Origin of the sequence: Stenotrophomonas sp. HMWF023 (genome assembly GCF_003060985.1) — a bacterium.
In the GTDB taxonomy this organism is placed as follows: Bacteria; Pseudomonadota; Gammaproteobacteria; order Xanthomonadales; family Xanthomonadaceae; genus Stenotrophomonas; species Stenotrophomonas lactitubi.
Map to the genome: position 1 here is coordinate 14,031 of NZ_QAIJ01000298.1, position 12,021 is coordinate 26,051.

Consider the following 12,021-nt stretch of genomic DNA (forward strand, 5'->3'; position numbering starts at 1 on the left):
GGTATGTTCCAGGCCATAGCGCAGCACCCGGCAACGTGCCGGGGTACCGATGAAATGCTGTTCGAACCAGCGCCCGTAGGCGTCGTCGACGTTGATCACGGCCACGCCATCGGCCGGCAGTGCGGCGTAGATCGCGCCCTTGGTCACGGCCACGCCGAGCAGGCTGCCCATCCGCTCCAGGTGGGCCGGCGCGATGTTGTTGACCAGGGCGTAGCGCGGGCGCGCGATGTCGGTCAGGTAAGCGATGTCGCCCGGCTTGCCGGCGCCCATCTCGTAGACGGCGTAGTCGGCATCTTCCGGGGCGTCGATCACTGCCAGCGGCAGGCCGATCTCGTTGTTGCGGTTGCCCGGGTTGGCGTAGACCACCTTGTGTGCGTGCTGCGCCACCTGCTGCAGGATCGCCAGCAGCAGGCTCTTCACGCTGGTCTTGCCGTTGCTGCCGGTGATGGCGAACAGTTCGGTCGCACGGTCGCGCTGCATGCCGGCGGCGATCTTCGCCAGCGCGCGCTCGCTGTCGGCGACCAGCACCTGCGGCAGGTCCAGCGGCAGCAGGCGCTCGACCAGCAGCGCGCTGGCGCCACGTGCCTGCGCGTCAGCGGCGAAGTCATGGCCGTCGAAGCGTTCGCCACGCAGCGCCACGTACAGGCTGCCCGGGCCAAGGCTGCGGGTATCGTTGCTGATGGCATCGATGGCCACGTCGTCGCCGTGGATCTCGCCACCGGCCCAGTGGGCGATCAGCGAAAGCAGGGTGCGCTTCATGCCGCGCCCTCCCCGGCCTGCGCCGCCAGCACACCGACCTTGGCGGCCAGTGCAGCAGCGGCTACTTCGGTGTCGTCGAAGTCATGGCGCACGCCATTCACTTCCTGGTACGGCTCATGGCCCTTGCCGGCAATCAGGATGATGTCGCCGTCACCGGCACGCTTCACCGCCAGGCCGATCGCGCGCGCGCGGTTGCGCTGCACGGTCACGGTGGAGGCGTCTGCGAATCCGGCCAGGATGTCGGCCACGATCACGTCGCCATCTTCACCACGCGGGTTGTCGTCGGTGACGATGACCTGGTTGGCCAGGCGTTCGGCAATCGCAGCCATCTGCGGGCGCTTGCCGGTATCGCGTTCGCCACCGCAGCCGAACACGCAGAACAGCGTGCCCTGCAGGTGGCCGTGCAGGCTGTCCAGTGCCTGTTCCAGCGCATCGGGGGTGTGTGCGTAGTCGACCACCACGGTCGGCAGGCCGTCTTCGCCGCCGAGGCGGTTCATGCGGCCGCGGATCGGCTGCAGCGCCGACAGCACTTCGGCAATGCGCGGCAGCGGCTGGCCCAGCGCATGCAGGCTGCCGGCCACGGCCAGCAGGTTGTCCACGTTGAAGCGGCCGAGCAGCGGCGACTGCACCGCAACGCGCTGGCCGTCGATGATCAGCTCGAACCCGATGCCGCGGCCATCCAGCTGCAGTGCGTCGGCGCGTACGTTGGCACCCTCGGCACCGCGCGAGCTCAGGCCGATCGCCTGTACACCCGCCGGCAGGCCGGCGAACAGCTGGCGACCGAACGCATCGTCAAGATTGATCACCGCCGCCTTCAGGCCCGGACGATGGAACAACCGCGCCTTGGCCGCGCCGTAGCTGGCCATGTCGCCGTGGTAATCAAGGTGATCGCGGGTCAGATTGGTGAACACCGCCACGTCGTAGTGCACGGCATCCACGCGACCCTGGTCCAGCGCGTGCGAGCTGACTTCCATCGCCACCGCACGCGCGCCGTTGTCGCGCAGCTGTGCCAGCAGCGCATGCATCTGCAGCACCAGCGGGGTGGTGAAACCAGTCGGCTCGACGGCACCATAAAGTCCGGCGCCCAACGTGCCGATACTGCCACTGGGCGTATCGAGCAGATGCCAGGCCTGGGCCAGCAGCTGCACGGTGGAGGTCTTGCCGTTGGTGCCGGTCACGCCAACCATGGTCATCGCCCGCGAAGGCGCGCCATGGAACTGGTCGGCCATCGCACCCAGCCGCGCACGCAGGCCCGGCACGGCGATGGCATCGGTCGGTGCAGGCAGCTCGGCGGGCGCCGGTGCTTCAAACAGGATCGCGCCGGCACCGGCTGCGCGCGCCTGCTCGACAAAGCCCAGGCCATGCGCGCCGAAACCGGCGATGGCGACGAAGGCATTGCCGGGGCGCACGGCACGGCTGTCCAGCACCAGGCCGGTCAAAACGGGATCATGGCCCGCCAGGGCCACGTCCGGAAGCAACTGCGAAAGCAACATCGAAGGACTCATTGCGTGCCTCCCGTAGCGGGTGGCACATGGGATTGCGCGCTGGGCAGCGCGGCATCGAATTCAGCGGCGGCATCCACCGGCAGTGCGGCTTCGGCCGGCGGCACCGGCAGTACCGACGCCGAATGGCCGATCTTTCCGGACTGCTGCGCAGCCAACCACGACTGCAGGTCGTCCAGCGGCACGTCCATCAGGCGCAGGGTGCCTTCCATCACGTTGTGATAGACCGGCGCCGATACCAGGCCGCCGTAGAACTTGCCGCCCTGCGGGTCGTTGATGACGATGACGGTGGCAAAACGCGGATTGGTGGCTGGCACCACGCCGGCGAACAGCGCGTTGTAGTGGCCACGCTCGTAACCACCGGGGCCGGTCTTGCGTGCGGTACCAGTCTTGCCGGCCACGCGATAACCCAGCACCGCCGCCTGCTTGGCGCCGCCCTGGGTAACCACCGTTTCCATCATCGCCACCACCTGCTTGGCGACGTTCTCGTCGATGATCTGCTGGCCTTCGTTGCGCTGGCCTTTGACGAAGGTCGGTGCGATCAGCTTGCCGCCGTTGGCCAGCGCCGAATACGCGGTCGCGATCTGCAGCGGCGTGACATTCAGGCCATAGCCGTAGGACATGGTGGTCTTGGTGGTACCCGACCAGCGGGCCGGACGCAGCACCACGCCACCCGACTCGCCCGGGAAACCACTGTGTGGCACCGAGCCGTAGCCGAAGCGGCGCACACCGTCGTAGAACACCTGGTCGGGCATTTTCGCTGCGACCTTGGCCGCACCCACGTTCGAGCTGCGGGTGATCACGCCGGTGACATTCAACACGCCGTTGTTGCGCGGCACGTCGCGGATGGTGAAACGGCCCAGGGTCATATAGCCCGGGTTGGTGTCGATCACGGTGTCCTTGGTCACCGCGCCGGACTGCAGCGCGGTGGCGATGGTCAGCGGCTTCATCGTCGAACCCGGCTCGACCAGATCGGTCACCGCGCGGTTGCGGCGCGTGTCCGGGGCCGCACCGCCCACGGAATTGGGGTTGTAGGTCGGCAGGTTGACCATGGCCAGGATCTCGCCGGTGGTCACGTCCATGATCACCATCGAACCGCCAGCCGCCTTGTTGGCCACCAGCGCGTTGCGCAGTTCCTTGAAGGCCAGGTACTGGATGCGGCGGTCGATGCTGAGGGTCAGGTCCTTGCCCGGCTCTGCGGCACGCAGCAGATCGCTCTCGACCGTCTCGCCCTTGCGGTTGCGGATCACCCGCTTGCCGCCGGGCTTGCCGCGCAGCCATTCGTCGAAGGCCAGCTCCAGGCCTTCCTGGCCGCGGTCGTCGATGTTGGTGAAGCCCAGCACGTGCGCCATCGCCTCACCCTGCGGGTAGAAGCGGCGGAACTCGCGCTGTGCCGCCACGCCCGGAATCTTCAGCGCGACCACGCGCTCTGCCTCGTCCGGATTGATCCGGCGGCGCAGGTACATGAATTCCTTGTCCGACTTCTGCGACAGGCGGCTGCTCAGCTCGTCCACCGACATGCCCACCGCCTGTGCCAGCTCGGGGATGCGCTCGGGCGAACGCAGCAGGTCCTGCGGGTTCACCCAGATCGAAGCGACCGGCGTGGACACGGCCAACGGCTCGCCGTTGCGGTCGGTGATCATGCCGCGCGAGGTCTTGATCGGCAGTTCGCGCAGGTAACGCGCTTCGCCCTGGCGCTGGTAGAAATCGCTGTTGATGATCTGCACGTAGGCGGCACGACCGACCAGCGACACCGAGCACAGGCCGAGTGCCAAGGCCACCCAGCGCAGGCGCTGGCGCAGGTTGAAGGCGTTGCGGGGACGGTTGCGGCCGGTCTTGCTCATGGGCGCACCACCACGACGTCGGCGGCCTCGGGGAACTTCATGCCGAGCTTTTCGCGGGCGATGCTGTCCACGCGGTTGGCTTCGGCCAGGGTCGCCTGCTCCAGCTGCAGGCGGCCGAATTCAATGTTCAGGTCATCACGCGCACGCTCGGCGCGCGACAGCTCGATGAACGTCTGCCGGTGACGGTGACGCACGAACACGACGCCGATCGCCGAGGCCACGGTGCAGGCCAACAGGATGATCAGCAGCAGCCGGCTCATGCATCGGCCTCCCGCTTCTGGGCAACACGCAGCACGGCGCTGCGGGCGCGCGGGTTCATCGCCAGCTCTTCATCGGTAGCCTTGATGGCGCCACCGAACAGGTCCAGCGTCGGCACGAACACCTGCGCCTCGGGCAGCCGGCGGTTGGCCGGCGGTGCCTTGGCCAGGCGGTTCATATACTGCTTGACGATGCGGTCTTCCAGCGAGTGGAAGCTGATGACCGCCAGCCGGCCACCGGGCTTGAGCCGCTGCACGGCCGCATCGAGCCCGGCTTCGAGATCGGCCAGCTCGCGGTTGATGTGGATGCGGATGGCCTGGAAGCTGCGCGTGGCCGGATGGATCTTGTCTTTCCCACGCGGCATCACCGAAGCGATCAGCTCGGCCAGTTCGGCGGTGCGCGAGAACGGCTGCTTGTCGCGGCGGGCCACGATGGCCTTGGCGATGCGTCGGCCCTGGCGTTCTTCGCCATAGGTCCACAGCACATCCATCAGCTCGCGCTCTTCCACGCGATTGAGCCACTGCGCAGCACTTTCGCCACTGTCCGGGTCCATGCGCATGTCCAGCGGGCCGTCCTTGCCGAAGCTGAAACCACGCTCGGCCACATCCAGCTGCGGCGAGGACACGCCAAGGTCGAACAGCACGCCATCCAGGCCTTCGGCGGTCTCGTTCCACTGCAGCAGCTGGGCGAAGCTGCCGCGGAAGATCGACACGCGCGGGTCCGGCGCGAAATCGCGCTCGGCAACGGCAATGGCTTCCGGATCCTTGTCCATGACCAGCAGGCGTCCCTCGGGACCGAGCTGGGTGAGCACGCCACGTGCATGACCGCCACGACCGAACGTGCCATCCAGATAACGTCCGTTTTCGATCACCCTCAGGCCTTCCAGGACCTGGGTGTACAGGACCGGCAGATGCACCGCCGGCGACTGCGACACCGGAAGGTGACCGGTCTGCGCTTCTGGGCGCATCCGGGCACCCCGGCTCACAACTTCAGGTCGAGCAACCCATCACCCAGATCCTCATCAGACAACGTCTGCTGGATCAGGGCCCGATGCGCCTGCTCGCTCCACAATTCGAATTTGTCGCCCATACCGAGCAATACCGCCTTCTTCTCAATGCCCACCGCACCGCGGTGGCTGGCGGGAATGCTGATGCGACCGTTGCCGTCAAGCTCCAGGTGGGCGGCTGAACCGACCAGCTTCTGCTGCAGCAGACGTACGACGCGCTGTGTGTTGGGTTTGGACATGACGTCGTCGCGTACCCGTTCCCATTCCGACTCGGCATACAGCCAGAGGCAGCCCGATTCGAAGGGGTTGTAGGTCAACACGAGACGGTTGTTGCTGACGCGCGCAACGAGGTCGCGGTGAGCGGTGGGAACCGCCATGCGTCCTTTGTCGTCAACTGTGATGGCCGTCTCGCCCTGGAACACGACGCCTGCACCTTATCCTTCGCCCGGTGAAACATTGAACCACGAAAATCCACAAAACACCCGGATTTCCCTCTGATGCCCACCTTAGCAGCGGCCAAAGGGTTGTCAACAACTTTTCCGAGGAGAAATCGCCAGCCGCATCAATGGCTTGCAACAATGTTTAGAGAGTTGTTCAAGGTTTATCCACAAGTTGCTGATCCGTCTCAATTTTTGAGATTGAACGGAAGTTCAGGGGTGTGGACGGCGCGTGAAACATAGCCTGCGCATTCATCCAGAACGGGCCGAAAGCGACGCCGTTCTGCGCAAACCGGGCACAATGGCCCCATGTGCCTGCTTGCTCTTGGCTGGTTGCACCACCCGCGCTGGCGGTTGGTGATGGCTGGCAACCGTGATGAGTTCCACGCCCGCCCCACCGCGGCCCTGGCCCCCTGGCAGGATGAGACGTCCGTCATCGGGGGACGCGACCTGCGCTCCGGCGGCGGCTGGGCCGGCGTCGGTGCCGGCGGCCGCATGGCGGTGGTGACCAACGTCCGCGATCCGCAGGCGTCCCAGACCGGGCCGTCACGTGGCGCCCTGGTGGCCGACTACCTGCGTGGCCGCGACCCGGCGGGTACGCATATAGAACGTCTGGCCGGGATCTCCGGTGCCTACGCCCCCTTCAACCTGCTGCTGGCCGATGGCAACAGCCTGGAATACCTGGGCAACCACCCGGCCGAGCGGCAGTCACTTGGCCCAGGCGTACATGGCATGTCCAATGGTGCCATCGACGCACCCTGGCCGAAGACCCGGCGATTGATGGACGCGCTTTCCGCTTGGCTGGAACAAGGCGGGGTCGGATCCCTTTCCCAAGGGGAAAGGGATCCGACCCCACTGTGGAACGCCCTCGCCGACGAACATCGCCCGGCCGACAGCGACCTGCCCGATACCGGCATCGGCCTGGAGCGCGAACGCTGGCTCAGCCCCGCCTTCATCCGCGGCGACGATTACGGCACCCGCGCCAGCACCGTGCTGCTGATTGACGCGGACGGCCACGGCGAAATCCACGAGCGGCGATTTGGGCCGCAGGGTCTGCCCGTTGGTCAGAGCAGCGTGGTGTTCTAAGTCAGGTTGGAATCGACCCGACAACACCCTCACCAGAAAAGATCAGTTCATGCTTCGGCACGAATGGGAAAACAACCTGCGCAGGCACGTGATACGCAGCAGCGCAGGGGGGCGGCCTCGCTGCCCTGCTGTTTCCGACGCCGCATCAGTGCTTTCAGGGCCCTGCACGGACTCGACCAGAGCGGCCGGTTGATGCGGTGATGGCAGAAGATCGCAGTGCACGCCGCGGCGGCAGAAGTCACTCCCGGTCTCCATGAGGGGAAGCAGGTACAGCGCAAGCGCGAAGCCAAACCACATGGCCACGGCGTACTGCAGCATCCGTCGAAGGGGATTGATGGGCAAGGTGTATTACTCCACTAGCAAACAGGCACAGTTGACTGCGTGGCACACCTTGACGATCCCTATCGCCTGGGTAAAGCGACTGTCTCCGTCCGCGCGGATTTCGATGGGACCTGACGCGGTAAATCACGTCTAAACGAACGCACGACACTTGTGCCGCAGGCATATAGAGAGCCCGCACCAATCCTGAACCTTCCGCTGCACGTGTAGGCTCAGGGCACTCCGGCAGAGCGTTTTGCGACAGTGGAAGGACGCGGCAATGCGCTCATGTCTCGCGGGCTGTGCCTGTTTCTGTGTCTATAAATGTCCCGGCCAGCGCCACACGATGACCTGGCGCGGTTCCCCGCGCGCTTTCGATCCATAGGGAGTCATCGATGCGCCGCATCCTCGTTCTTGTCGCCACCCACCTGCTCACCCTCGGCCTCGGCTTCGGTCTGGGCGTGTATTTCCTGCCCATCCTGATCGCCCCCGACGATCCGCCGGTTGAGCAGGTACAGACCGCGATGGCCGACGCCACCTATCGCACCACGTTCCGTCGCGACATCAAGGGCAGTGACGCCGTGCATTGGGCCGAAGGCAAGGTCAGCGTCAGCGCCCGCCAGGTCGCTTTCGACGGCGAGATGGGCCCGGGCCCGGACTACAAGGTCTACCTGGTCCACGACTTCGTCGACAACAGAGCCGACTTCCTGAAGATCAAGGACAAGGCCCAGCGTATCGGCGAGGTCAAGACCTTCAACCGCTTCCTGGTGGATGTGCCGGCCGATGTGGACGTGGACGAATTCACCACCGTGGTGGTGTGGTGCGAGCGCTTCTCGCAGTTCATTTCCGCCGGACAGTACCGCACGCCGGGCTGAGGCCGGACATCATCCGGGTAGTGCCGGCCGCTGGCCGGCAGCCGCGTGAACTGCCCGAAGATCCGGAGGTTGCCGGCCAGCGGCCGGCACTACCTGATCCACGCCATGCGTGGATGCACGTGGATGGAATGAAGGGGCGGAGCCGGCCGATAAGCCGGGTTCTGTCGTGGACAGTCATTCCTCTAGGCGTTACGTCGCCGCAACGCTCAAGCAACCTACCCGGATCCAACGCGGGCCGCGCCAATGGATCCCTATTTGGTCTTGCTCCAGGTGGGGTTTGCCGTACCGGTCTGTTGCCAGACTCGCGGTGCGCTCTTACCGCACCATTTCACCCTTACCGGCCTTCCGAAGAAGACGTAGGCGGTATCTTTCTGTTGCACTTTCCGTCGGCTTGCGCCGCCCAGGCGTTACCTGGCACCTTGCCCTATGGAGCCCGGACTTTCCTCGGCACCCCCGAAGGGATGACGCGACTGTCTGGCCGACTCCGCCGTGCGCATTCTACCGCACGCGGGCCTGCCCTGCCGGGTTGATCGCGGCGCGCGCTTCATCCATCCACGCATGGCGTGGATCTACCGAGGCTTCGCACGCCCCATCAAGGCCGCCCGCGACTCCAGCTCCACCGTCACCGTCAGTTCGCGCGACTGCGGCTTCATGCCGTCCCATTCAACCCGGCGCAGCCTCACCTCCACCCGGTCACCTGGATTGCGGGATTTCAACGCCTGCCCAATACCGAAGACCGTCTTCACCCGGGTGCCATCCACCGCCAGCACTTCATCCCCCATGCGCACGCCGGCCCGGCGCGCGGGACCGTCGTCGGGCTCGGCTTCAACCACGGCAGGGCCACTCATCTGAATCCCCAGCACCGGGCGCAGCGCATCATTGCGCAGATCACCCTCACCGGCCCGGTCGCGCGCAAGCTCGGCCGCGCCCAGCAAGGCGTCGTCCAACGCTGCGTCGAAATAGGGCGCGTTATCCACGAAGGCCCCGCACTGCCACTGCGCGCGTTCGGGCAGCTGCATGCGACCAGCGCGCAGCGCCAGTTGCAGGTCGCGCCACTGCGTCGCGCTGACGTACCGCTGCTGGGTACTTACTACCTGCTGGTACGCCGCCTCGATCGTTGCGCGGTTGTCGGCGTCCACCTGCAGGCAAGCGTCGTACGACTCCAGAACATCGCGCGCCATGCGGTACATCACGTAGCGACTGTAGTTCCGGGCCGGATCCAGCTGCTTGATGCTCACCAGACCGGGGTCGAACAGCGCGTAGCCGATGTAATCCCGGCCCAGATCGGCCTCGGTCATGGCCTCGATGTCGTCGCCCGCGGTGACCGGGGCGGGCGCGCCAACCAGGGCAAGCAGCAATGACAGTCCGTTTGCCAGCATCTTTTTCCTCCATGAAGAACTACGGGACTTCCCCCGACGCCCCAAAACTAACATCTCAACCCTTGTTCCAAATTGTCGGTATTTACTTCATTTATACCGACACTATGGAACAATCGCCCAATGACCGACCCACTCGCCATTGCCAAGGCCTTGATCCAGCGCACGGGCGCGGCACGCTCGCGCGATCTGGTCCGCGCCGGCGTAGCCCGCGCGCAGCTGTCGCGACTTGTCGCCGCTGGCAACTTGCAACGGCTGTCCCGGGGCGTGTACATGCTGCCCGGCCTGGCTTCGGCGGAAGGACAGGAGGGACTGCAGGTTGTCGCCGAGCGCACTGCTTCGCCGCGACTGTGCCTGCTGAGCGCCCTGCGCCAGCACGGCCTGACCACCCAGACACCCTTCGAAGTCTGGATTGCCATTGGCAACAAGGATCGTGCGCCCCGTATCGACTGGCCGCCTCTGCGGGTTGTCCGCATGTCGGAAAAGACACTGGAGGCGGGGCTGGAACCACTGCAGGTCGGACGCCGGCACGTGCGCACGACCTGCGTGGCCAAAACCGTTGCCGACTGCTTCAAGTACCGGAATCTGGTGGGTATGGACGTTGCCATCGAAGCGCTGCGGGACGCGCTGCGCGAGGGCGCGACCACCGTGGATGAGCTTTGGAGGTATGCACGCCTCTGCCGCGTTGCCAGACTGATGCGCCCCTATCTTGAAGCGCTGGCATGACCTCCACGCCCTCCTCAGACCGCATCCGCTCCATACGGCAGCGGCTGCGTGACCGCGCACGGGAGCGCGACGAAGACTTCCAGTTCGTACTGGATCGCTTCGCGGTAGAGCGGATGCTGTACCGGCTGTCGATGTCCCCTTACCGGCAGCAGTTCCTGCTGAAGGGCGCGATGCTTTTCGCGATATGGTTCGACGTTCCTCATAGGCCCACCCGTGATGCCGACTTCCTGGGGCACGGATCGTCTGATCCCCAGCAGCTGATACGCATCGTGCATGACCTGTGCGCGATTGAACTGGACGATGGATTGCAGTTCGATGCGGCCTCGGCTGCCATCGAATCGATACGCGAAGGCTCCCACTACCAGGGACTGCGCATGCGACTGTGCGCTCAGTTGGGCAATGCCCGCTGCCACGTCCAATGGGATGTCGGGTTCGGCGATGCCGTCCATCAGCCGCCGCCTGAATGCAACTACCCGGTACTGCTCGATGAGTTCCCGTCACCCCGATTGCGGGTCTACCCGCGGGAAGCCGTCTTCGCCGAGAAACTCGAAGCCATCACAGTACTGGGCATCGCCAACAGCAGGATGAAGGACTACTTCGATCTGCTGGCGCTGGCGCGCGAAGGTGAAATGGCAACCTCCTCACTGAGCGAGGCGATTCGCGCAACGTTCGAACGCCGCGGTACACATTGGCCGCAAGCGCTGCCGTTCGGCTTGTCGAAGGCATTTGCCGACGATGCGCAGAAACAGGCGCAGTGGAGAGCCTTCCTGCGCAGAAATCGCCTGTTGGCCCCACCCTTGGACGTAGTGATAGGTGAAATCAGCACCTTCATCCGCACGCTGCACACGTAACGACCCTCGGGTGTCTGAGGTCGGAGCCCCTGCAGGGGTCCGACCCCGCGCATCAACTGCCGTACAACGCCTTGCGCGGTGCGCCGGTCAATTCGGCCGCCAGCTTGGCGGCGGTCGACGGCGGCAGGTGCTCGCTCAGCTTGGCGTAGACCTGACGGCCATGGGCCAGCTGCGCCTCGGCATCATCGCCAGCGCCCTGCACCATCACCACGAACTCGCCCTTGCGCTGGTTGTCGTCCGCTTCCACCTGCGCCAGCAGCCCGGCCAGGTCGCCGTCCAGCACGGTCTCGAACAGCTTGGTCAGCTCGCGCGCCAGCACGGCCGGGCGCTCGCCGCCAAAGATCGCCGCCATGTCGGCCAGGGATTCGGTAATGCGGTGCGAGGATTCGTAGAACACCATCGTGCGCACTTCGCCGGCCAGCGCCTGCAGGCGATCGCGGCGGCCGCTGGCCTTGGCCGGCAGGAAGCCCTCGAACGTAAAGCGGTCGCTGGGCAAGCCGGCCACGCTCAGCGCGGCGATGGCGGCGCAGGCGCCGGGAATCGGGCTGACCTTGATGCCGGCCGCGCGCGCCGCACGCACCAGGCGGAAGCCGGGGTCGCTGACCAGCGGGGTGCCGGCATCGCTGACCAGCGCCAGCGATTCGCCTGCCTGCAGGCGGGCCACCAGGCGCTGGGCCAGCGCCTCTTCGTTGTGCTCGTGCAGCGCCACCAGCGGCTGTTGGATGCCGAAATGGGACAGCAGCTGGCCGCTGCGGCGGGTGTCCTCGGCGCAGATGGCCGCCACCGAACGCAGCACGTCCTGCGCGCGCGGGCTCAGATCGGCCAGGTTGCCGATCGGCGTGGCGACGACATACAGGGTTGGGACACTCATTTCAGCGGTACTCACGGGGCAAGGGTAGAATCCTAGCGTGTACCTGGCCAAGGCCGCTGCCCTCATCGCATGGACCCGATCATGAACAAGCCCGCCGCACGCATCTCTGCCC

12 protein-coding genes and 1 other RNA gene are annotated in these 12,021 nt (G+C 65.8%); 4 read left to right on the plus strand and 9 right to left on the minus strand.

From position 1 onward, the window contains the following. The 6 genes from DBR20_RS23425 to mraZ all read right to left on the minus strand — a co-directional run. Positions 1–759 (minus strand): Mur ligase family protein (locus tag DBR20_RS23425; protein ID WP_258223413.1); only part of this gene is annotated, 759 nt, incomplete at its 3' end. Further along, positions 756–2,264 carry a UDP-N-acetylmuramoyl-L-alanyl-D-glutamate--2,6-diaminopimelate ligase gene (locus tag DBR20_RS17255; protein WP_108267195.1) on the minus strand — a complete coding sequence of 503 codons (1,509 nt, stop codon included), beginning with the start codon at positions 2,262–2,264 and terminating at the stop codon, positions 756–758. The genes DBR20_RS17255 and DBR20_RS23425, both read right to left, overlap by 4 nt. Next, positions 2,261–4,105 carry a penicillin-binding protein 2 gene (locus DBR20_RS17260; RefSeq protein ID WP_108267197.1) on the minus strand — a complete coding sequence of 615 codons (1,845 nt, stop codon included), beginning with the start codon at positions 4,103–4,105 and terminating at the stop codon, positions 2,261–2,263. The genes DBR20_RS17255 and DBR20_RS17260 overlap by 4 nt, the downstream gene beginning before the upstream one ends. After that, positions 4,102–4,365, minus strand: a complete 264-nt coding sequence (gene ftsL / locus DBR20_RS17265; RefSeq protein WP_025876599.1) for a cell division protein FtsL — start codon at positions 4,363–4,365, stop codon at positions 4,102–4,104. The genes DBR20_RS17260 and ftsL overlap by 4 nt, the downstream gene beginning before the upstream one ends. Beyond that, on the minus strand, positions 4,362–5,330 hold the full coding sequence (rsmH, locus tag DBR20_RS17270; protein WP_108267199.1) for a 16S rRNA (cytosine(1402)-N(4))-methyltransferase RsmH: 969 nt from the start codon (positions 5,328–5,330) through the stop codon (positions 4,362–4,364). Before rsmH ends, ftsL begins: the two co-directional genes overlap by 4 nt. 14 nt (positions 5,331–5,344) lie before the next feature. Continuing rightward, positions 5,345–5,791, minus strand: a complete 447-nt coding sequence (gene mraZ, locus DBR20_RS17275; protein WP_025876601.1) for a division/cell wall cluster transcriptional repressor MraZ — start codon at positions 5,789–5,791, stop codon at positions 5,345–5,347. Positions 5,792–6,115: 324 nt separating this feature from the next. Between mraZ and DBR20_RS17280 the strand changes: the two genes are divergently transcribed. Together DBR20_RS17280 and DBR20_RS17290 are read left to right on the plus strand one after the other, a co-directional pair. Then, the gene (locus DBR20_RS17280) at positions 6,116–6,892 is read left to right on the plus strand and encodes an NRDE family protein (protein WP_108267201.1); all 777 of its coding nucleotides are present in this window, start codon (positions 6,116–6,118) and stop codon (positions 6,890–6,892) included. 713 nt (positions 6,893–7,605) lie between these two features. Further along, entirely contained in the window at positions 7,606–8,085 is a 480-nt protein-coding gene (locus tag DBR20_RS17290) for a DM13 domain-containing protein (protein WP_108267206.1), read from the plus strand. 134 nt (positions 8,086–8,219) lie between these two features. On the opposite strand, the gene rnpB is transcribed toward DBR20_RS17290, so the two are convergent. Next, an RNA gene (rnpB, locus tag DBR20_RS17295) (RNase P RNA component class A) lies at positions 8,220–8,571 on the minus strand. A gap of 83 nt (positions 8,572–8,654) precedes the next feature. Then, the gene (locus tag DBR20_RS17300) at positions 8,655–9,464 is read right to left on the minus strand and encodes a PDZ domain-containing protein (protein ID WP_181393114.1); all 810 of its coding nucleotides are present in this window, start codon (positions 9,462–9,464) and stop codon (positions 8,655–8,657) included. Between the two features lie 72 nt (positions 9,465–9,536). Here DBR20_RS17300 and DBR20_RS17305 point away from each other — a divergent pair, with 72 nt between their 5' ends. Together DBR20_RS17305 and DBR20_RS17310 are read left to right on the plus strand one after the other, a co-directional pair. Then, positions 9,537–10,187, plus strand: a complete 651-nt coding sequence (locus tag DBR20_RS17305) for a type IV toxin-antitoxin system AbiEi family antitoxin domain-containing protein (protein WP_258223414.1) — start codon at positions 9,537–9,539, stop codon at positions 10,185–10,187. Next, on the plus strand, positions 10,184–11,038 hold the full coding sequence (locus DBR20_RS17310; protein WP_108267212.1) for a nucleotidyl transferase AbiEii/AbiGii toxin family protein: 855 nt from the start codon (positions 10,184–10,186) through the stop codon (positions 11,036–11,038). Before DBR20_RS17305 ends, DBR20_RS17310 begins: the two co-directional genes overlap by 4 nt. Positions 11,039–11,090: 52 nt before the next feature. Here the strand turns inward: DBR20_RS17310 and rsmI are convergent, their stop codons facing one another. After that, entirely contained in the window at positions 11,091–11,909 is an 819-nt protein-coding gene (gene rsmI / locus DBR20_RS17315) for a 16S rRNA (cytidine(1402)-2'-O)-methyltransferase (protein WP_108267214.1), read from the minus strand. Positions 11,910–12,021: the final 112 nt, after the last annotated feature.